Annotated in this window: 17 protein-coding genes; 12 read left to right on the top strand and 5 right to left on the bottom strand. The window is 31.9% G+C overall.

The window, feature by feature from the left end; genetic code table 11:
- A complete protein-coding gene (locus CW731_RS10585; RefSeq protein ID WP_100946694.1) occupies window positions 1-1551 on the bottom strand; it encodes a serine hydrolase in 1551 nt (516 codons plus the stop codon).
- 92 nt (window positions 1552-1643) lie between these two features.
- On the opposite strand from CW731_RS10585, the gene CW731_RS10590 reads away from it, so the two are divergent.
- Entirely contained in the window at window positions 1644-2423 is a 780-nt protein-coding gene (locus CW731_RS10590) for an alpha/beta fold hydrolase (RefSeq protein ID WP_100946695.1), read from the top strand.
- Window positions 2424-2489: 66 nt separating this feature from the next.
- Window positions 2490-3218 (top strand): tRNA-uridine aminocarboxypropyltransferase, encoded by a 729-nt coding sequence (locus CW731_RS10595; RefSeq protein WP_100946696.1) that lies wholly within the window; start codon window positions 2490-2492, stop codon window positions 3216-3218.
- A 354-nt stretch (window positions 3219-3572) separates the two neighbouring features.
- Here CW731_RS10595 and thiL read toward each other — a convergent pair whose 3' ends face one another.
- Window positions 3573-4622: a thiamine-phosphate kinase gene (thiL, locus tag CW731_RS10600; protein ID WP_100946697.1), complete on the bottom strand. Its 1050-nt coding sequence runs from the start codon at window positions 4620-4622 to the stop codon at window positions 3573-3575.
- A 289-nt stretch (window positions 4623-4911) separates the two neighbouring features.
- Between thiL and CW731_RS10605 the strand changes: the two genes are divergently transcribed.
- The 7 genes from CW731_RS10605 to CW731_RS10635 all read left to right on the top strand — a co-directional run bounded on the left by CW731_RS10605 (window position 4912) and on the right by CW731_RS10635 (window position 11033).
- Window positions 4912-5760: a cytochrome-c peroxidase gene (locus CW731_RS10605; protein ID WP_368356664.1), complete on the top strand. Its 849-nt coding sequence runs from the start codon at window positions 4912-4914 to the stop codon at window positions 5758-5760.
- A gap of 112 nt (window positions 5761-5872) precedes the next feature.
- A complete protein-coding gene (locus CW731_RS10610) occupies window positions 5873-6202 on the top strand; it encodes an iron-sulfur cluster assembly accessory protein (protein ID WP_100946699.1) in 330 nt (109 codons plus the stop codon).
- A 13-nt stretch (window positions 6203-6215) separates the two neighbouring features.
- Complete coding sequence (sufB, locus tag CW731_RS10615; protein WP_100946700.1) at window positions 6216-7664, top strand: Fe-S cluster assembly protein SufB; 1449 nt, start codon at window positions 6216-6218, stop codon at window positions 7662-7664.
- Window positions 7665-7677: 13 nt separating this feature from the next.
- Complete coding sequence (locus CW731_RS10620; RefSeq protein WP_100946701.1) at window positions 7678-8514, top strand: N-acyl homoserine lactonase family protein; 837 nt, start codon at window positions 7678-7680, stop codon at window positions 8512-8514.
- A 12-nt stretch (window positions 8515-8526) separates the two neighbouring features.
- The gene (sufC, locus tag CW731_RS10625) at window positions 8527-9276 is read left to right on the top strand and encodes a Fe-S cluster assembly ATPase SufC (RefSeq protein WP_100946702.1); all 750 of its coding nucleotides are present in this window, start codon (window positions 8527-8529) and stop codon (window positions 9274-9276) included.
- Window positions 9277-9420: 144 nt separating this feature from the next.
- The gene (sufD, locus tag CW731_RS10630) at window positions 9421-10734 is read left to right on the top strand and encodes a Fe-S cluster assembly protein SufD (RefSeq protein WP_100946703.1); all 1314 of its coding nucleotides are present in this window, start codon (window positions 9421-9423) and stop codon (window positions 10732-10734) included.
- Window positions 10735-10829: 95 nt separating this feature from the next.
- Window positions 10830-11033, top strand: a complete 204-nt coding sequence (locus tag CW731_RS10635) for a hypothetical protein (protein WP_100946704.1) — start codon at window positions 10830-10832, stop codon at window positions 11031-11033.
- A 51-nt stretch (window positions 11034-11084) separates the two neighbouring features.
- Here CW731_RS10635 and CW731_RS10640 read toward each other — a convergent pair whose 3' ends face one another.
- The gene (locus CW731_RS10640) at window positions 11085-12401 is read right to left on the bottom strand and encodes a serine hydrolase (RefSeq protein ID WP_100946705.1); all 1317 of its coding nucleotides are present in this window, start codon (window positions 12399-12401) and stop codon (window positions 11085-11087) included.
- A gap of 99 nt (window positions 12402-12500) precedes the next feature.
- On the opposite strand from CW731_RS10640, the gene CW731_RS10645 reads away from it, so the two are divergent.
- Entirely contained in the window at window positions 12501-13715 is a 1215-nt protein-coding gene (locus tag CW731_RS10645) for an aminotransferase class V-fold PLP-dependent enzyme (protein WP_100946706.1), read from the top strand.
- An 85-nt stretch (window positions 13716-13800) separates the two neighbouring features.
- Here CW731_RS10645 and CW731_RS10650 read toward each other — a convergent pair whose 3' ends face one another.
- Window positions 13801-15408 carry a G-D-S-L family lipolytic protein gene (locus tag CW731_RS10650; RefSeq protein WP_100946707.1) on the bottom strand — a complete coding sequence of 536 codons (1608 nt, stop codon included), beginning with the start codon at window positions 15406-15408 and terminating at the stop codon, window positions 13801-13803.
- A gap of 17 nt (window positions 15409-15425) precedes the next feature.
- Window positions 15426-18161, bottom strand: a complete 2736-nt coding sequence (locus tag CW731_RS10655; RefSeq protein WP_100946708.1) for a TonB-dependent receptor — start codon at window positions 18159-18161, stop codon at window positions 15426-15428.
- Window positions 18162-18355: 194 nt separating this feature from the next.
- Here CW731_RS10655 and CW731_RS10660 point away from each other — a divergent pair, with 194 nt between their 5' ends.
- Entirely contained in the window at window positions 18356-19291 is a 936-nt protein-coding gene (locus CW731_RS10660) for a bifunctional riboflavin kinase/FAD synthetase (protein WP_100946709.1), read from the top strand.
- Between the two features lie 526 nt (window positions 19292-19817).
- Entirely contained in the window at window positions 19818-21092 is a 1275-nt protein-coding gene (serS, locus tag CW731_RS10665; protein WP_100946710.1) for a serine--tRNA ligase, read from the top strand.
- Window positions 21093-21161 lie beyond the last annotated feature (69 nt).

Genomic DNA, 21161 nt, shown 5'->3' on the forward strand with positions numbered 1-21161 from the left:
TTACTCTTGTTTTTTAAGTTTTAAATGTTCAAAATCGAAGCTAAAATCTGTAATTGGCGCAACATATTTCATTGTTGCACTGGTAGCGTTTCCTTTTTCATTAAAAGTAAAATTCACAAAAACATCTGCATCAAAACTTCTGTTATTCCATTTAGCAACATACGTTGTTTGGTTGTAAGGTAATAACTCCCCTACAATATCCGAAGACCTCATACTTTTAATTGTGTATTTATTATTATCAAAAGAAATAACAACATCTCCAAACCAATCATCCGAATACGTTCCAACAATCTGATTTGGTTTTGGTAGGTTTGTATTTGTTTTAGCAAGAGCAACTTTAGTATAAACACTTGCTTTTATACTGTCGTTAAACTGTAAAAAGTTGTTGTTTTTGTCTCCGTACGTTTTTAACCAATTTCTATCTTCGTACCCTAAATAACTATCTTTTATGGTATTTGTGATGGTATTAAATGCATTTCCGTTCATTTGATTTGTCAACACAATAATTCCTAAATCTAAATCGGGAATCATTGTAAACTGTGTTACTGTGCCTAATAAACCACCTGTATGATATACTTGTTTGTAACCTCCTTTTACGTCTGTAACAAACCAGCCTAAACCGTACCCTTTAAAATTAGAGTTATAAGCGTCGTTTTTACCCACTTTTAACGGCGTTTGCAATTGCCATAATTCATGAAATTGTTTTGTACTTAACAGTCTTTTTCCTTCGGATGTTACTGCATCATTCATTAAAAAATTTGCCCACGTAAGCATGTCTTTTACATTACTTACAATTCCGCCAGCTGCATTTGCAGTTTCGCTCCAATCGTGCGGAATCTGAAGTACCTTACCTTCTGTTCTTGTATGCGCATCTATTATATTTGTTCTATTTGTAACTCTATTATAAGATGCTTTACTGTTATTCATGCCAACAGGATTCATAATTTTTGTTTCAATAAACTCTTCCCAAGAAAGACCACTTACACGTTTTAAGACTTCACCAGCAATAATAAACATATTGTTATTGTACGCAAACTGACTTCTAAAAGAGGTTTCTGGTTCTAGATATTTTACATTATTGATGACATCTGAAACCTTAAAATCATTTCCTTCTGGAAAGAACATTAAGTCTCCAGCTCCTAAAGCCATTCCGCTTCTATGCGTAACCAAATCTCTTACCGTAAATTCTTGCGTAACCCAAGCGTCATATAGTTGAAATTCTGGAATGTGTTTTCTTACTTTATCGTCCCAATTTAACTTACCTGCGTCTACCATCATAGCCAAAGCAAAACAAGTAAAACCCTTACTATTAGAAGCAACACCAACAAGTGTATTTTCGTTCATGTCCTTTTTATTGGTTAAAGAACGAACACCATGCCCTTTTGCATAGACCATTTTTCCGTCTTTTAAAATTCCGACAGAAATACCAGGAATATCAAAGGTTTTTAAAGTTTTTTCTACTAATTGGTCTAGCTTTTTCTCTTTAATTTGTGCATTTATTGTTACTGAAACAATGAAAATAGATAAGAGTGTAATTTTTCTAAAAAACATAAGATTAATTTGGAATGAATTCACACCAAATATAGTAAATACTTTATGATTTTTAAATTTCTAAAAACGAATCAAATCTTATATTTGTTGCCATGGTTTTAGAACATAAAAATGCGGATATTTTTTATACAGATGAAGGAAAAGGAACTGCTATTGTTTTAATTCATGGCTTTTTAGAAAATGCTACAATGTGGCAAAATATTACGCCAGAATTATCTAAAAAAAACAGAGTGATTACCATTGATTTATTAGGTCATGGAAAAAGCGACTGTTTGGGCTACGTGCATTCTATGGAATTATTTGCAGAAACCATAGCTGCTGTTTTAAAACAGTTAAAAATTCGGAAAGCATTTTTAGTTGGACATTCTTTAGGCGGTTATGTTGCATTGGCTTTTACTGAGAAACATCCGCAGAAAATAAAGGGTTTGTGTCTAATGAACTCTACTTCTAATGACGATGATGCAGAACGAAAGACGCTAAGAACTCGCGCTAACAAAATGATTCAGAATAACTTTACAAGCATGGTAAGAATGTCTTTTACCAATTTGTTTGGTAAAAAAAGCAGCGTTCTTTTTAAAGCAGAAATGGAAGCTGCTTTACACGAGGCTTTACAAACTCCAATTCAGGGATATATTGCTGCACAAGAGGGCATGAGAATTCGTCCAAACAGAAATATTGTTTTAGCTGAAAATGATTTTAAAAAGTTAATAATTATTGGCGAGAAAGATCCTGTTTTAGATTTTGAAACTTCTTTAGAGGAAGCTAAAAAAACAAATGCTGAACTTGTTGTTTTCCCAAACGGACACATGAGTCATATTGAAAATAAAGATGAATTGACTACAGTTTTAAAGGAGTTTGTGAAAAAATTGTAACTTCTATTATAAGTCATTGAAACGAAACCATATCAATATAATTAGAAAAATAAAGAGATATTCACTTTGCAAGTAGAAATAAAAAACCCAAGAACAACATGTTACAAATGCATGAGTCCTACAAGCACCTGTATTTGTAAACACATTCGTCCTTTCCAAACTAAGACTCGTTTTATTATTCTTATGCACCCGAAGGAGTACAAAAAAGAAAAAAACGGAACGGGACACATGACTAAGCTTCAACTTGAAAATTCAGAGATTATAGTTGGTGTCGATTTTACCAATAATAATCGTGTAAATGAAATACTAACTGAAGAAAAAAATGCTTCTTTTTTACTTTATCCAGGAAAAGATAATTTTAACTTATCTAAAAGAAAAAGTTTAGAAATAAATTCATTTATGGGTAATAATCCACACATCTTTATTCTTGATGGTACATGGCCTTGTGCTCGTAAAATGCTTAAACTAAGTACGAATTTGCAAAAGCTAAAAAGAGTAAGTTTTGATAATAAAATCAAATCAAAATTTATTATCAAGCAGCAGCCAGATCCACTTTGTCTTAGTACTATTGAGTCCGTTTATACAGTCTTAAATTTACTAAAAAAAGGTGATGTAGAACAATGCGAGACAGAAGGTTTCCTTATTCCTTTTAAAAAAATGATTGCCCATCAACTAGAATATCTGTTTAACCCAAATAATAAAAACTATCGTTCAACATCGAACACAGAGATAATTGCTAAGAATCTGTATAAAAAAAATACAGAAAGAAATATTATTTTTGAACAAGATAGTTAAATATCTTTTTTATAAATATTAATTATTAAATGAAGCGTATTACACACCAAATTAGGTTCTAAACTTATTGAAACTGATTAAAGGGGGATAATTAGCAAAATTAATTATTATATCAAGTTAGTTAATGGAATATGATATTACGGAGTAATCGCGAATGAAAAGCAAACTATAATAGTATAAATAATGGCTTGTAAAAGTATACTTACAAAAACCCTATCGAATTTTATATCTGTGATTTATTTACTAGCTTTTGTACTTAAAACACGCAACTAATCTCATCAAACAAACCACTCAAAACAAAAAAGCGAAAATTTAAAATTTTCGCTTTTTATCTATAAAGTAATGTATCTTCTTTTACTCGTTTTTCAAAGCATTCCAACCTTGTGCTTTCAACTCAATTTCTTGGCTCGCTCTAGTTACTAAATTTAAACCTTGATTTTCTGCTGTAATATGACCAATAATAGAAAAGTTAGGATTTGTTTTAATACTCTCAAAAGCTGCAATTGGCACGGTGAAAAGTAATTCATAATCTTCACCTCCACTTAAAGCAACCATCGTAGAATCTAATTCAAATTCTTCACAAGCAGAAATTACTTGAGGGTCTAAAGGCAATTTATCTTCGTAAATTTTACAACCAACTTTAGACTGCGAACAAATGTGCATAATTTCAGACGAAAGACCATCAGAAATATCGATCATAGATGTTGGTTTTATTTCCAATTCTTTTAACAAACCAGCAACATCTCTTCGAGCTTCCGGTTTTAATTGTCGTTCTATTAAATACGTATAATTATCTAAATCTGGTTGATTGTTTGGGTCTACCTTAAAAACTTGTTTCTCTCTTTCTAAAACTTGCAACCCTAAATAAGCCGCACCTAAATCTCCAGAAACCACAATTAAATCGGTTTCTTTTGCACCGTTTCTATACACAATATCTTCTTTTTCTGCTTTACCAATTGCCGTCACAGAAATTAGAATTCCTTTGGTAGAAGAAGTGGTGTCTCCACCAACTAAATCTACATTATAGGTTTCACAAGCTAACTGAATTCCTGCATACAATTCTTCAATTGCTTCTAAAGGAAAACGATTAGAAACGGCGATAGAAACTGTAATTTGTTCTGCAACTCCGTTCATTGCATACACATCAGACAAATTAACCATTACCGCTTTGTATCCTAAATGTTTTAAAGGCATGTAACTTAAATCGAAATGTACACCTTCAATTAACAAATCTGTGGTTACTAAAGTTTGTTTTTCAGACGCTGCTAAAACTGCTGCATCATCTCCAATTCCTTTCACTGTAGATGAATTTTCAATCTTAAAATATTTTGTAATATGATTGATTAAACCAAACTCCCCTAGTTCAGCTAATGACGTTTTTTGTGTATTTTTATCTTCTAACATACTGCAAAGATAGGTACAATCTTAAAAATTACAGAGTTCCTTTAACAGAGAAGTAAAAATAATATGACTATTTTTACTTCTACGCTTTTTAAGTACTAAAAAACAATAATTACGTTATCTTAATAAAGTTCGTTTAATACTTCACAAATAATAAAAATGATAAAAATGATAAAAAAAAGTCTTTTCATATTCCTTCTAATCGCAATCAGTTGCTCAAAAAAAGATGTTTTAAAGACTAAGTAAACAAGTAATTATAAATTCTATTTGCAAAAAATTATTTTTTGATACTATTTTATCAGGAGATGAAACACAATCTTGTGCTTCCTGCCACAATCCGAAGAAAGCATTTACAGACAACAAACAATTTAGTGAGGGAATTAACGGTAATTTCGGAAACAGAAATGCAATGCCATTGTTTAATTTAGCATGGAACTTTGACGAGCGTTTTACTTGGGATGGAAAAGATTTTAGCTTAGAAAAACAAGCTTTTGAACCGGTTTCAAATCCGATAGAAATGCATGCAAATTGGAAAATTGTTGCAGAGAAATTACAACAGCATATAGAATATCCTACTTTATTTTTACAGGCTTTTGGTACTTCAAAAATAGATTCTACTTTAGTTACAAAAGCAATTGCACAGTTTGAAAGAACGCTTATTTCTGGCAATTCTAAATTCGATAGATATTTACAAGGAGAAACAACTTTAACACCAGAAGAAGAAAACGGATTTGACATTTTTATGGACGAAGCAAAAGGAGATTGTTTTCATTGCCATGGAAGTGACAACAATCCACTTTGGACAGATAACAAATTCCACAACAATGGTTTAGATTCTAGTTTCTCTGATTTAGGTTTGGGTAAAGTAACAGGAGATCCTAGTGATAACGGAAAATTTAAATCTCCCTCAATAAGAAATCTTGCTTTTACAGCACCTTACATGCACGATGGTAGGTTTGCAACTTTAGAAGAAGTTATTAATCATTATTCTGAAGGGCTACAAAGATCATCAACCATAGACCCTCTAATGAAGAAAATAAACCAAGGTGGCGTGCAGTTATCAAGGCAAGAAAAAGCCGATTTAAAAGCATTTCTACACTCGCTTTCAGATGATGGTTTTATAAGTAATACAAGCTTTTAAAAGTAATCAATAAAACCAATTCACATATTACCTTTCCTAATGAAAGTTCTTCGTTTTTCTTCGACTTATATTGTATATTTGCACTCAATTTAGATTTAATCTATTTAAAATTATGATAAAAGTTTCAGACACAGCGAAAAAGAAAGTCGTAGAATTAATGACTGATGAAGGCTTTAACGCAATAACCGACTTTGTAAGAGTTGGTGTAAAAAGCGGTGGTTGTTCAGGTTTATCTTACGATCTAACTTTCGATAATAAAAAAGAAGAGAACGATAAAGTTTTTGAAGAGAATAATGTAAAGATTATTGTCGACAAAAAAAGCTTTTTATATTTAGTAGGAACTACTTTAGAATACTCAGGTGGTTTAAACGGAAAAGGATTTGTTTTCAACAATCCAAACGCAAACAGAACTTGTGGTTGTGGAGAAAGTTTTTCACTTTAAAAATTAGAAAAAGATGTCAAAGTATACCGAAGAAGATTTAGAACAAGAATTAAAAACCCAAGAATATAAATACGGTTTTTATACAGATATAGAAAGTGACACGTTTCCTGTAGGGTTAAGTGAAGATGTTGTTAGAGCAATCTCTAAAAAGAAAAACGAACCAGAATGGATGACTAACTGGCGTTTGGAAGCTTATAGAGTTTGGGAAAAAATGGAAGAACCAGAATGGGCAAATGTTCATTATACAAAACCAAGTTTTCAAGACATTGCCTATTATTCTGCACCAAAAAAGAAGCCTAAATTAAATTCTTTAGATGAAGTAGATCCAGAATTATTAGACACTTTTAAGCGTTTAGGAATTTCTTTAGATGAACAAAAAAAACTAGCCAATGTTGCTGTAGATATTGTGATGGACTCTGTTTCTGTAGCAACTACATTTAAGAAAACATTAGGTGAAAAAGGGATAATTTTTATGCCAATTTCAGAAGCAATTCAAGAACACCCAGAATTGGTTAGAAAATATTTAGGAACCGTAGTGCCAACAACAGACAACTTTTATGCAGCATTAAATTCAGCTGTTTTTTCTGATGGATCTTTCTGTTACATTCCGAAAGGAGTAAAATGTCCGATGGAGTTATCTACCTATTTTAGAATTAATGAAGGAGGAACGGGACAATTTGAAAGAACTTTAGTAGTTGCAGATAAAGGAAGTTATGTATCGTATTTAGAAGGTTGTACAGCACCAAGTAGAGATGAAAATCAATTACACGCAGCCGTTGTAGAATTAATTGCCTTAGATGATTCAGAAATTAAATATTCTACAGTACAAAACTGGTATCCTGGTAACAAAGAAGGAAAAGGTGGTGTTTACAATTTTGTAACTAAAAGAGGAATTTGCGAAAACAATGCAAAAATTTCTTGGACACAAGTAGAAACAGGTTCTGCTGTAACTTGGAAATATCCTTCTTGTATTTTAAAAGGAAACAATTCTGTAGGTGAATTTTACTCGATTGCAGTAACAAACAACCATCAGCAAGCAGATACAGGAACAAAAATGATTCACTTAGGTAAAAACACCAAGTCTACCATTATTTCTAAAGGAATTTCTGCAGGAAAATCGCAGAACTCATATAGAGGTTTAGTTCAGATAAGTGCGAGAGCAGAAAATGCGCGTAATTTCTCTCAATGTGATTCTTTATTAATGGGTAATGAATGTGGGGCACACACGTTTCCTTATATTGAAGTGAAGAATAAATCGGCACAAATAGAGCACGAAGCAACAACAAGTAAAATTGGTGAAGAACAATTATTTTACTGTAACCAGCGTGGTATCGATACCGAGAAAGCAATTGCATTAATTGTAAACGGATTTAGTAAAGAGGTTTTAAATAAATTGCCAATGGAATTTGCTGTTGAAGCTCAAAAATTATTGGAAATTAGTTTAGAAGGTTCTGTAGGATAAACAAAAAATTAAAATGAAAAAAATCTTATTCTTATTCCTTGCGATTAGTATTGCTGGTTGTAAAAAATCAGAAAAAAAAGTTGAAGTAGTTTCTAAACCAGAAGTTAAATTATTTCAATTGGTTGGTGGTTCTATTTTAGTGAAAAAATTAGAAGTTTTTTCACAAGACACAACTTATACTGGTCAATCTAAACAATTTACAGATGCATATTATGTAATTTCTCACCCTAAAGGAAACTTAATGTGGGATGCAGGTTTACCAGAACAATTAGTAATTCCAGAACCTTTCGATGAGCCAAGTGGAGTTTACAGAATTCAAAGACCAGATTCGTTAGTAAATCAATTAAAATCTATTGGTTTTAAAACTGAAGATTTTAAGTATTTTGCAATGTCTCATTCGCATTTCGATCATACAGGTCATGCTAATTTAATGAAAGATGCAACTTGGATTGTACAAGAAAACGAGTACAATGCAAATGTTGGCGATTCTGTAAAAACTAAAAACGCCGCTATAACAGCCCTTAAAAAGGTTCAAAAAATAAAAGGTGATTATGATGTTTTTGGAGACGGAACCGTTGTTATTAAATACACACCAGGTCATACAATTGGGCATCAATCTTTATATGTTGAAGTTGCTGGTTTAGAAAAACCAATTCTGTTAACAGGAGATTTATATCATTTTGAAGAAAACAGAGCAAATAAAGGAGTTCCGTCATTTAATTATGATGCAGAAGAAACTTTAAAAAGTATGGAGAAGTTTGAAGCTTTTGCTAAAGAAAAAAATGCAGAGGTAATTATTCAACACTCTCCAATAGCATTCAAAAAATTAGAAGAATTATTAAAAAAATAAACGCAGGAAGCGATGTTAAAAATAGAAAATCTACAAGCAAGTATAGACAATAAATCAATTTTAAAAGGATTGAATTTAGAAGTAAAAGCAGGTGAAGTACACGCAATTATGGGACCAAATGGTGCTGGAAAAAGTACCTTGGCTAATATTATTGCTGGTAAAGACGATTACGAAGTTACTGCTGGAACTATAGAGTTAAATGGTGAAGATATTAGTGAATTAGCACCAGAAGAAAGAGCACATAATGGTGTGTTTTTATCTTTTCAATATCCTGTAGAAATTCCTGGAGTTTCTGTAACAAACTTTATTAAAACGGCTATTAACGAAACCCGTAAAGCAAAAGGTTTAGAAGACATGCCTGCAAAAGACATGTTAAAAATGATTCGTGAGAAATCTGAATTATTAGAAATAGACCGTAAATTCTTATCTCGTTCTTTAAATGAAGGTTTTTCTGGAGGAGAAAAGAAACGTAACGAAATTTTTCAAATGGCAATGTTAGAGCCAAAATTAGCCATCTTAGATGAAACTGATTCTGGTTTAGATATTGATGCTTTACGTATTGTTGCAAACGGCGTAAATAAATTAAAATCTAAAGACAATGCTGTAATTGTAATTACACATTACCAACGTTTATTAGATTATATCGTACCAGATTTTGTACACGTTTTACACGATGGAAAAATTGTAAAAACTGGAGACGCTTCTTTAGCTTTAGAGTTAGAAGCAAAAGGATATGATTGGATTAAACAAGAACTCGTATAAGTTCGCAGAAAAATCAGTAGTAGTTTGCAGTTAGTTACTGCATGCTAAAAGTGAATTAATAATAAGAAAATAGTTAGTCATCAATCCTTTTTATGAAAAATCATAAATTGCCAACTGAAGACTAAACACTGAAGACTGAAAATAATGGAATTAAAAGACAAACTATTATCATCATACGTTGCATTTGAAAATGACATAGACACAAATTCTGAAGTGCATGAAATTCGTTCAAAAGCGTTTCAAAATTTTGAAGATTTAGGGTTTCCTACTAAGAAATTAGAAGCTTGGAAATACACTTCTTTAAACTCAGTTTTAAAGCAAGACTACAGCCTGTTTCCTCGCAAAGAAAACTCGATTGAATTAGCAGATGTAAGAAAGTATTTTATACATGATATAGATGCATATAAACTTGTTTTTATAGACGGAAAATACAGTTCTTTTCTATCTGAAACTACACACGATACTTTTGATGTTTGTTTAATGTCTGCAGCATTAACCAAACCGAAGTACAAAGCTGTAATTGAAAATTACTTCAATAAAATAGCGAAAGAAGACAATCTTACATCTTTAAATACTGCTTTTGCAAATGAAGGTGCTTACATCTACATTCCTAAAAATGTTGAGGTAGAAAAACCAATTCAGATTATTAACTTTACAACAGGTTCTGAAGCTGCAACAATGTTGCAACCAAGAAATTTAATTGTGGTTGAGCAAAATGCACATGTTCAAATTATAGAACGTCATCAAAGTTTAACTTCTAACCCTGTTTTAACAAACGCTGTTACTGAAGTTTTTGCTGCAAAAGACGCTACTGTAGACATTTATAAGATTCAGAATGATGATGAGAAGGCTTCTTTAGTAGACAATTCTTACATCGAGCAAAAATCGAATAGTATTGTTTCTGTGCATACTTTTTCTTTCGGAGGAAATATCACTAGAAATAACTTAAACTTTTATCAAAGAGGAGAACACATCGATTCTATTTTAAAAGGGATTACAATTTTAGACGGAAAACAACACGTAGATCATAATACTTTGGTACATCATATAGAGCCAAATTGTGAAAGTCACCAAGATTATAAAGGAATTTATGATGCGCGTTCTACAGGTGTTTTTAACGGTAAAGTAGTTGTTAATAAAGAGGCGCAGAAAACAAATGCATATCAAAAAAACAACAATGTTTTATTAAGTGATAAAGCTACTGTTAACGCAAAACCTCAACTAGAAATTTTTGCAGATGATGTAAAATGTTCTCATGGTTGTACTATTGGTCAATTAGATGATGATGCATTATTTTACATGCAACAACGCGGTATTCCTAAGAAAGAAGGAAAGGCTTTGTTAATGTTTGCCTTTGCAAATACGGTTTTAGAAAGTGTAAAAATACCTGAAGTAAAGCAACGTATTACTAAAATTATTGCAAATAAGTTAGGTGTTAAAGTTGGTTTCGATTTATAGGCAACATAGTTGCTTTTTATATAAAAAAAAACCACGCTAATAGCGTGGTTTTTTTTTATTTATTTTTTTGTAACTTTATTGAAAACAAAAAAATTATGAATAAAGCAATTAAAACAGTATTATTAGTAGCCGGAATCATTTTATTAGGTTACGGAATTTACACAATGATACAACCAGAAGCACAGGTTTCTATTGGAGATTTAGACCTTGTAACGACGCAAGACAATACAAATTCATACATTACTATTGCCTTAGGAATTGTAGCAATAGCTATTAGTTTAGTGAAAGGAAAGAGTTAATTAACCAAACATTAAATTGTTTTATAAACCACTTAGAAATAAGTGGTTTTATTATTTAATAGCTTCTATTATTTCTTTCAAAAAAGTATTTTCCTCAAAATGAGATAAACCAAAACGTACAATAACCAGCTCTTCATCTGGTAAAACATACACTCTTTGCCCTTGATAACCATCTGCATAATACATGTTTTTGGGTACATCTTTAAATTGTTTTTCTGCGTTTAACCAAAACTGTGCTCCATACGTTCCGTTTGATGTTGGTGTTGGCGTGGTTACATAATCTACCCAATCTTTAGTAAATAATTGTTCTCCATTCCAATTACCGTTATGTAAGTATAACAAACCGAATTTACTCCAATCTCTAGCAGTTGCCCAAGCATAAGAAGAAGCTACATAATTCCCTGCTAAATCTGTTTCTACAACCATAGAATTCATACCAATTTTATCGATAAAACCTGTGTACCAGAAATCTAAATAATCTTGATGCGTTTTGAATTGTTTTCTTAAAATTTTTGATAATAAATTTGAGGTTCCAGAAGAGTAATTCCAAGAAGCATTGGTTTCATATTTTAACGGTTTATTTTCTTGCATTTTGGTCATATCCCTTTCTAAAAACAACATTTTTGTGGCATCAGAAATTTCATCATAATTTTCATCCCATTCTAAACCAGAATTCATTTGTAATAAATTATTAATGGTAATGTTTTTTCGTGCATCCTTTTGCCAAGAATCTATAGGAGCGACATCTTGTATGTTTATTTTATTTTGATGCTGTAAAACGCCAAAAACAGTACTCATTATACTTTTTGTCATAGACCAACCTAGAATTCGAGAATCCTTATCAAATCCGTCAGCATATTTTTCTGAAATAATTTGATCTTTATAAAGCACAACAACCGCTCTAGAATTCTCTTTTCCGAAAATAGAACTCACCGTTTCATTCAACTTTTTATAATCTATATTAGAGAAAACGGTGTCTTTTTGTGGTGCATTTCCATAAGGAAAAGGCGTAGCATTGTTTGCTTTTAATCTTTTGGGAACTAAATACGGAGCAATTTCATCATTTTTATCCAACGTTAAAACCGACCCTAAACCTTCTCTGTAAATTGCCTTTCTAGTTAACAAACCAAAAGCAGAAGAAGTTGCGAACTTATTTATTCTATCTAGTTTATCGGTTGCTAAATTTACTGGCGAAAAATTATTATCCGTTTTATCTGTAAACTCCAAAGATCTTTCTCCAAGGAAAACAGAAGAAGCAGTGTTTTTTGCTGAATAACCTGCTAAAATATTCAATTTCGGATAGTTATAAATAACAGCAATTATAATAATTACAGAGAGAAGAAGTAAAATACGTTTGAAAATTTTCATTAGAAATATAGTTTAGTGATGTAAAAATAAGAAAATCATATTCAGTTTATGAAAACTTTAAAAATTCATGCTTTATCTTTGTAACTAAATATGATTTGTATGATTAATGTTGATAAAATTCGTGAAGATTTCCCTATTCTAAAAAGAACGGTTCACGGAAAACCTTTAGTTTATTTTGATAATGCAGCAACTTCTCAAACACCACAAGTTGTAATTGATGCAATTGTAGATTATTATAGCAATTACAATTCAAATATCCACAGAGGTGTGCACACTTTAAGTCAGGAAGCAACTGATAAGTACGAAGAGGCGCGTATTAAAATTCAACATCATTTTAATGCAAAAGAGGCGTATGAAATCATTTTAACTGCTGGTACAACGCATAGTATAAATATGGTTGCTTCTGGTTTTGCTTCACTCTTAAAAAAAGGAGATGAGATTATAGTTTCGGCTTTAGAACATCACTCTAATATTGTGCCTTGGCAAATGTTGTGTGAAAAAACAGGTGCTATTTTAAAGGTAATTCCGATGTTGGAGGATGGTTCTTTAAACATGGAAGCGTATCATAATTTAGTAAATGAAAACACAAAATTAGTTTTTTGTAATCATGTTTCTAATGCACTTGGAACTGTAAATCCTATTGAAGAAATTATTGAAAAAGCGCATCAATTTAATGCGGCTGTTTTAATTGATGGAGCACAAGCAACACCGCATATAAAACCAGACGTACAAGCCTTAAATGCTGATTTTTATGTAGCTTCTGCTCATAAATTGTGTGGCCCAACAGGTGTTGGTTTGTTATACGGAAAAGAAAAATGGTTGCAAAAATTACCTCCCTATCAAGGTGGTGGTGAAATGATTGCAACTGTTAGTTTTAAAAAAACAACTTATGCTGGTTTACCTCATAAGTTTGAAGCAGGAACCCCAAATATTTGTGGCGGAATTGCTTTTGGAGCTGCAATAGATTACATGAATGCGGTTGGTTTCGATAATATTGCTTCTTACGAGCACGAACTTTTAGAGTACGGAACACAAGAATTGTTAAAAATAGAAGGTTTAAAAATCTATGGAACAACGGCTGAAAAAACCGCTGTAATCTCTTTTAACGTAAACGAAATTCACCCTTATGACATTGGTGCTATTTTAGACAAACTTGGCGTAGCGGTAAGAACAGGGCATCATTGTGCACAACCAATTATGGACTTCTATAAAATTCCAGGAACTGTTAGAGCTTCTTTTTCTTTTTATAACACAAAAGAAGAAATAGATATTTTAGTAAGCGGAGTTAAAAGAGCTGTAAAAATGCTTTCTTAAAGTCTAAAAAATTTAAATAAAAGATATAAAAAAGGTTGAGAATTTAAATTCTCAACCTTTTTTATGCATAAATATCTAATTTTAGTTATCTCAAAGTTGGAGAATAATTTGTAGGAAAATCATCTGCTTTAGCAAGACCATCTGTTGCTATTGTAAAATTAGAGCCGTAAGCTACATCTATAGCTCCTAAAATTTTATTTGCCATTAATGCATAACCTCTACTTGTTAAGTGAATACCATCTAAACTAACTAAACCACCCGTTACTAAACCAGATGTCATTGTGTAGTTATCAAATTTAATTCCATTTGCAGCTTCTCTTAAAATTGCATTTAAATCTATAAGCGCTAATCCTTTTGCACTAGCAACACTTGTTATTGTACTATTATAAGCATCTGTAGCTGTTTTTATTTCTAACTGCTCTTGTGGTGTTAATACCCATTTATCTGCTAATGGAAGTGTTATTCCTTCTGCAGAAAATTGTCCTGCTAAACTTGCTGGTAAAAGTCCACCGCTTTGAGCTATTAAAGTTCCAGCAGATGTCATATTTACTGTTCCAATAACAGCACTACTTGGTAAAACAAATAAATCTGAAGAAGTTGCAGATCTCGCTTTTCCATATTGTTGCCCTAACAAACCAGCTACCAAAGGTGCAGCTGCTGCAGGTAAACCTAAAGACTCTACAAATGGTATAAAGGTTGGACTCGCTACTAAAGTAGTAGTAATTGCTGCAGATAAATCTGTAGCATCTTCATCATATATTACTACCGCATTTGTTTCGGTTTCAGAAAAAACAATAGCACGTTCTGGCTGTCCAGCACCTACATATATTTGATTTACTGCTCCATATACAGAATTTAGTAAAGGTATTTGAGCTTTAAGTGTAGGGCCAGTAACTGCATCATTTGGGTTTAAAGGATTATAAGGTACTGTTGTAAAATGTGGTAACAAAGTAATATCTGGCACAGTTGCTAACACACCTTTCGCTCCATTAGAAGTTAAACCGTTAACTAAACCATTAAATGCAGCATTAAAAGTACTTACTGGCGTAATCATATCAGAACCATCTCCACCTGTAGTAGCATAACCTAAAACATCATTTCCACCAATTTCAGATAAGGTAAAAAATGTTGGGTTTTGCGCCATTGCATCATTTAGAACAGATGCTCCTGCACTAGAAGCCATTCTTCCAAAATAAGGGTTTGCTGCTCCGTAACCAGCAAAAGTTAAGTGAAAACTTTTTGCCCCTGGAATTCCAAAATTATTAAAAGAAGACCCCGTAGCTCTTACACCAAAACTTGTAGTTGGTAAAGCGTTTAAACGTGCTGGTGCTTTTTTTGTTGCGTTAAATACTAATCTTGGTGGTTGTACTGCAGTTCCTCCATAAACGAATCCTCCAATATTGTCTCCCATTAAAGGTTGATTAAAATCACCTCCACCAACTAATTTGAACTTAGAAGCCAATATATTTGGAAAAGAATTTTCTTGTCCTTTAATAAAAAGTGCGCCGTCTGTAAAACCTCCTGTGAAAGAAGCACCAACAGCAATATATTTAGAGAAATCTAAACTACCTGCATTTAATGCTACTTGTACTGGCTCTGGTTCTCCTGCAATTGGATCTAATTCGTTATTTACATCACAAGATGCAACACCAATTGACAAAAGAAGTAACCCTATATATTTATAATTTTTCATAAAATAATGTGTTTTTATTAGTTATTAATTGTCCAAGAAACATAGTACTGAGAACCTACTGCTCCTACTCCTGGTGCACTAAAGTATTCTTTACCACCAAGATTTGCTCCTCCAATTTTAAATACAGATTTAATACTAGGAACAGAATAATTAATTTGAGCGTCTAACATAGTTCTAGAAGCTATAGTTGCATCTAAGAAAGACGATTCCCATATATATTCATCTTGCCATCTTGCATTAATATTAAAACCAAAGTTTTTAAATAGATTTGTATTACCAAATTGTATTTTAAATTTATGTTCAGGAGTATTAAAACCTGCTTCAAAATCTGGGTCTGTAGCTTGATCAAAATCGAACTTAGCATACGTATAACTTACCCCTAAATCAAAATCGCTTAAAATTTTTGTATTCAAACCAATAGAAGCTCCGTAAGAACTAACATCTGCTGAAGAATTTGAGTATGCTTGAAACGCTTTAAAATCTCCATTTTTTAGCGCCAATAGAGATAAGCTATTATCTCCTACCTTACCATAAAAAGGAACCAATACATTTTTAACAGCAATAAAATCTTCATAACTATTGTAGTACCCATTAACATCTACAGTAATTCTAGATTCACCTACATGTACCAAACCTCTATAACCAAGATCATAAGCTGTTACTTTTTCTGGTTTTACTAAAGGTACATTAGACGCTGTTGGTGCACCATTTTGAACAGAAGTTGCCGAGAAAGAATTCTCATAAGCCAATCTACCAGATAAAGTTGTGGTTGGCCCACCAGTAATTGGCTGGCCTTCTGTACTAACGTTTAATGGAGATGACGTATATCTGTCTAAATTATCTGGAGCTGAACCGACCAAAATAGCTGAACCTGCATCTAAACCAATATATTGATCTTGTGTTGTAGGATTTCTAAAACCAGTCTGAAAAGAAGCTCTAAAGTTATCATTCTTGTTTTCTCCACCTGCATAAGCTAAAGAAACTCTTGGTGAAAAGTTACCATCAAAATTTTGTGCTTTGTCATAACGTAAAGAAGCTGTAAATTTTAAACGATCTTCTTCTAAAAATTTTCTTTGCATTTGAGTATATACTCCATATTCATCATAATCAATAGGACCATCATAATCTGTAAAAATACTTCCATTAGAATTTAAAGAATAACGTCTGTAAGAACCTCCTACTTGAAACTCTGCCCACTCTATAACTTCTTGAAAATTGTAGTTAACATCTCCATGATATAATTTTGTTTTATCTTGAAATTTAGCACCAGTAACTAAATTAGGATCTGAAGTAACGTCATTAAAAGCAGATTGAAAACCTGGGCTTCCAGGAATTAAACGTCCAGAATCTGCTACAGCTCTTGCTGCTGCATGATTTGAAGCTGGTACATTTGGAATACCTCCAAGATATGCAGCTGCATATTGGCCAAACCAATCTTGATCCGATTTCCATTTTCTGTTAATATTAATTGCAGCAAAACGAGAATCATAAGAATTACCAGCATCTTCTGTAGTAACATACCCTCTTACAAAGAAATTTTTACCTTTTAATTCTAATTTTTGTTGTGCTAAATAAAAGTCACTAATATTATATCTGTTTGCTCCTTGATAAATGGTGTTACCTACACCAAATTTTGAGTTAAAAATTAATTCTAAACGATCATCTCCAAAAGGACGGTAATGTAAAGCTGTGTTTAATTTTACACTCTTAGCTTCGTAATCTTTCATTAAATCTACTTCCTTATAACCAGTTCTACTAACTCTACCTATTGCGCCACCCAAACTAATAGCAACCTCATCTCCGTAAGTATTTAAACCGTCAAAATCATTTAAAGACCTGTCTCCTACAGCATATTTTCCGTCTACGGTATTTCTATAATCTGTTGCAAACCATTCTGTACCTTTTAAATAAGATAGAGTTGCTTTTGCAGCCAACTTATTTGAAAAAGCGTGTGCCATTCTAATACTTACATCATAAAAATTATTATCTCCTGCTGCGGCTTGACTTGTTAACCCTTGTTTGTATGAAAAGCTAATTCCTTGGTCATTAAAAGGACTTCTACTTGTCATAAACATAATACCATTAAATGCATTTGCACCATATAAAGCAGAAGAAGCTCCTGGTAATAATTCAACCGTATTAACATCTAACTCAGACATTCCTAAAAGGTTACCAATTGCAAAGTTTAATGCTGGTGAAGAATTATCCATACCATCTACCAATTGCATAAAACGTGTGTTTGCAAATGTTGCAAAACCCCTTGTATTTACCGATTTAAATGTTAAACTATTTGTATTAACGTCTACACCTTTTAAATTTTCTAAACCGTCATAAAATGAAGGTGCAGAACTATTTTTAATAGCTCTAGCATCTAGTCTTTCTACAGTAACCGGAGACTCCATTATACGTTCTGGAGTTCTAGAAGCAGAAACCACTATTTCGTCTAAAGATGTTTCATTTTCTGTTAGAGAAATAGCTATTTTTTGATTATTTTTTGTAATCTGAACTTTTTCCATTTTATATCCTATAACAGATATTTCTAATGTAAAAGTAGGGTTATCTGTAACTTTTAAAACAAAATTCCCATCAAAATCTGTAGTAGTACCTACTGCTTTATTCTCAACTTTAATGTTTGCACCTGGAAGTGTCTCTCCTGTTTTTGCATCTTTAACTGTACCCGTTACAGTGGTTTGTGCAACCATTGTAATGCTACCAAAAGCTATACACGCAATTAATAAAATTTTTTTTATCATAATTTGAATTAATTTGTTAACTATTATGCAAAATACAATATTTTTTGAATAATTTATTATTTGACCCATAATTTTATGTATTTAATAAAAAAAATGACTTATTATTGCGTTTTTCAAACATTTGAAAAATTATTTTTTCTAACAAATTAAACTCTTATAAATTGTACATTTGTTTTTGAAAAAATTCATTCCTCTTGAAAATAGTTGAAAATATTGCTAATTTTTCTACAGACGAAAAAACTTTTGTTACTATTGGTACTTTTGATGGTGTTCATTTTGGGCATCAAAAAATATTAGAAAAATTAGTTTCTGAAGCTAAAAAAGCTGGCAAAAAATCTGTTTTATTAACTTTCTTTCCACACCCAAGAATGGTTTTGCAAAAAGATGCAAAAATAGAATTGATTAATACGATTGATGAACGTGCAAATCTTTTAGAAAAAACAGGTTTAGATTACTTAATTATTCACCCGTTTAGCAAAGCTTTTTCTAGAACCACTGCTTTAGAATTTGTGAGAGATACTTTGGTAAATACCTTTAATATTTCGAAATTAATTATTGGTTACGATCATCATTTTGGAAAAAATAGAGAAGGAAATATCGATCAATTAACAGAATATAGCCATTTATATGATTTTACGGTAGAAGAGATTCCTGCTCAAGATATAGATGATGTTTCTGTAAGTTCTACAAAAGTAAGACGCGCTTTAGCTGCTGGAAATTTAAAGACTGCCAACGATTATTTAGGATATAACTTTATGCTGAATGGCGTTGTTGTAAATGGCAAGAAGTTAGGAGGACAAATTGGCTACCCAACAGCAAATATTGATGTTAAGGAAGCGTATAAATTAATTCCTAAAACGGGCGTATATGTTGTAAAATCGTACATAGAAAATAAAACTGTTTTCGGAATGATGAATATTGGAAACAGGCCAACGGTAAATGGGAATCATCAAACGATAGAGGTCCATTTTTTTGATTTTAACCAAGATTTATATGGTGAAAATCTTACTATAGAATTGATTTATTTTTTACGTGATGAACATAAATTCGACTCTATTGATTCTTTAGTAGTTCAATTAAAGGCAGATGAACAAACTGCACGAGATTATATTTTAGAAAATATTAAGTAAATTTCTAATCCATTTCTTTATTTTATCCTGTTTTTAGAGGAAATCATATTAAGGTTGTTTGATATTGTGTTTTTACTGCCATAAATTCACTAAAGCCTTATAAATGAAAAGCCTGAGTAGTTTTCGCGTACGGTTTATCTTTTCTACCTTTTAGTAAAAATGACAATTGTGGTGGTTTACTGCTGTAATATAGGCGTTATCTGACTTCTCATTTTTGGAAATGATATTCTTATAAAAGACCTCACAGGTTTTAAAAAACTGTGAGGTCTGCGTTACTCTAAGTTAACTTCCTTTTTTAGTATTCACTACGCGTTAAGGATAGAGCAATTGTTTGAGCTCTTTTTTGTTTTTTCAACAAAAAAAGCGAGTGCGAAAGCCTGACCCTTGTGGTAACGCCCAAAAGAAACAAAAATAATTCTTCCTACTACGTTTTTTTCATGCCTAAAGGGCAAAATTATTTATTATTGATTTCGTGGTAAATCAATCTCACAAATTATATATTTGCATTTCATAATTCTTAGAAAATATGCTACAAGTACAATTTATTAGAGAGAACAAAGAAACTGTTTTAGTGGGTTTAGCAAAACGTAATTTTGCAAACGCAGAAACAATAGTAGAACAAGTTTTAACAGCAGATGAAAATAGAAGAGCAACCCAGGCTTCTCTAGATGATATTTTATCTGAATCTAATAAATTATCTAAAGAAATTGGTGGCTTATTTAAGTCTGGCGAAGTACAAAAAGCAAATATTTTAAAAGAAAAAACAGGGCAGTTAAAAGAGCAGTCTAAAGAACTTGGAGAGAAACTAAGTGAGATTTCAGATGCGTTGCAAAATTTGTTATATCAAATACCAAACGTGCCTCACGTTTCTGTAAAAGCTGGTAATTCTGAAGAGGACAATGAAAACATTTTTAGCGAAGGAATTATTCCTGATTTAGGTGAAAATGCGCTTCCTCATTGGGAACTGTCAAAGAAATACGATATTATAGATTTTGAGTTAGGCACAAAAATTACAGGTGCTGGTTTTCCGGTTTATAAAGGAAAAGGGGCAAAATTACAGCGTGCATTGATCAATTATTTTTTAGATAAAAATATTGAAGCGGGTTATAAAGAATACCAAGTTCCGCATTTAGTAAATACAGAATCTGCAACTGCTACTGGGCAATTGCCAGATAAAGAAGGACAAATGTATCATTCTAACGAAGATGATTTGTACTTAATACCAACTGGTGAAGTACCTATTACAAACATGTTTCGTGGTAATTTAATGCAAGAAGCAGATTTTCCTATTTGTTGTACAGGTTACACGCCTTGTTTTAGAAGAGAAGCAGGTAGTTATGGTGCGCATGTGAGAGGTTTAAATAGATTGCATCAATTTGATAAAGTAGAAATTGTTAGAATTGAACATCCAGATAATTCTTACCACGCATTAAGCGAAATGGTAGAACACATAAAAGATATTTTAAGAGAATTAAAATTACCTTACAGAATTTTACGTTTGTGTGGTGGTGATACTGGTTTTACAGCTGCTTTAACCTTCGATTTTGAATTGTTTTCTACAGCACAAGATAGATGGTTAGAAATTAGTTCTGCTTCTAACTTTGAAACTTTTCAAGCAAATAGATTGAAACTTCGTTTTAAGAATAAAGAAGGCAAAAGTGAATTTGCACATACGTTAAACGGAAGTTCTTTAGCTTTACCACGTGTTTTAGCAGGAATTTTAGAAAACTACCAAACAGCAGACGGAATTAAAATACCAGATGTTTTGGTACCATATTGTGGGTTTGACATGATTAAGTAAGAAAGACTTAGTCATTAATTTTTTGAATGAAAAATAGCTAAACTATAAATTTATAGTTTTAGAAATTTA

It is taken from the genome of Polaribacter sp. ALD11, assembly GCF_002831685.1.
Classification (GTDB): domain Bacteria; phylum Bacteroidota; class Bacteroidia; order Flavobacteriales; family Flavobacteriaceae; genus Polaribacter.

Excerpts from the sequence above, each read along its gene's own strand:
- sufB (WP_100946700.1), top strand. The coding sequence starts at position 6,216 with ATGTCAAAGTATACCGAAGAAGATTTAGAACAAGAATTAAAAACCCAA.
- CW731_RS10585 (WP_100946694.1), bottom strand. The coding sequence starts at position 1,551 with ATGTTTTTTAGAAAAATTACACTCTTATCTATTTTCATTGTTTCAGTA.
- thiL (WP_100946697.1), bottom strand. The coding sequence starts at position 4,622 with ATGTTAGAAGATAAAAATACACAAAAAACGTCATTAGCTGAACTAGGG.
- sufD (WP_100946703.1), top strand. The coding sequence starts at position 9,421 with ATGGAATTAAAAGACAAACTATTATCATCATACGTTGCATTTGAAAAT.
- CW731_RS10655 (WP_100946708.1), bottom strand. The coding sequence starts at position 18,161 with ATGATAAAAAAAATTTTATTAATTGCGTGTATAGCTTTTGGTAGCATT.
- CW731_RS10590 (WP_100946695.1), top strand. The coding sequence starts at position 1,644 with ATGGTTTTAGAACATAAAAATGCGGATATTTTTTATACAGATGAAGGA.
- CW731_RS10620 (WP_100946701.1), top strand. The coding sequence starts at position 7,678 with ATGAAAAAAATCTTATTCTTATTCCTTGCGATTAGTATTGCTGGTTGT.
- sufC (WP_100946702.1), top strand. The coding sequence starts at position 8,527 with ATGTTAAAAATAGAAAATCTACAAGCAAGTATAGACAATAAATCAATT.
- serS (WP_100946710.1), top strand. The coding sequence starts at position 19,818 with ATGCTACAAGTACAATTTATTAGAGAGAACAAAGAAACTGTTTTAGTG.
- CW731_RS10650 (WP_100946707.1), bottom strand. The coding sequence starts at position 15,408 with ATGAAAAATTATAAATATATAGGGTTACTTCTTTTGTCAATTGGTGTT.
- CW731_RS10645 (WP_100946706.1), top strand. The coding sequence starts at position 12,501 with ATGATTAATGTTGATAAAATTCGTGAAGATTTCCCTATTCTAAAAAGA.
- CW731_RS10635 (WP_100946704.1), top strand. The coding sequence starts at position 10,830 with ATGAATAAAGCAATTAAAACAGTATTATTAGTAGCCGGAATCATTTTA.
- CW731_RS10640 (WP_100946705.1), bottom strand. The coding sequence starts at position 12,401 with ATGAAAATTTTCAAACGTATTTTACTTCTTCTCTCTGTAATTATTATA.
- CW731_RS10610 (WP_100946699.1), top strand. The coding sequence starts at position 5,873 with ATGATAAAAGTTTCAGACACAGCGAAAAAGAAAGTCGTAGAATTAATG.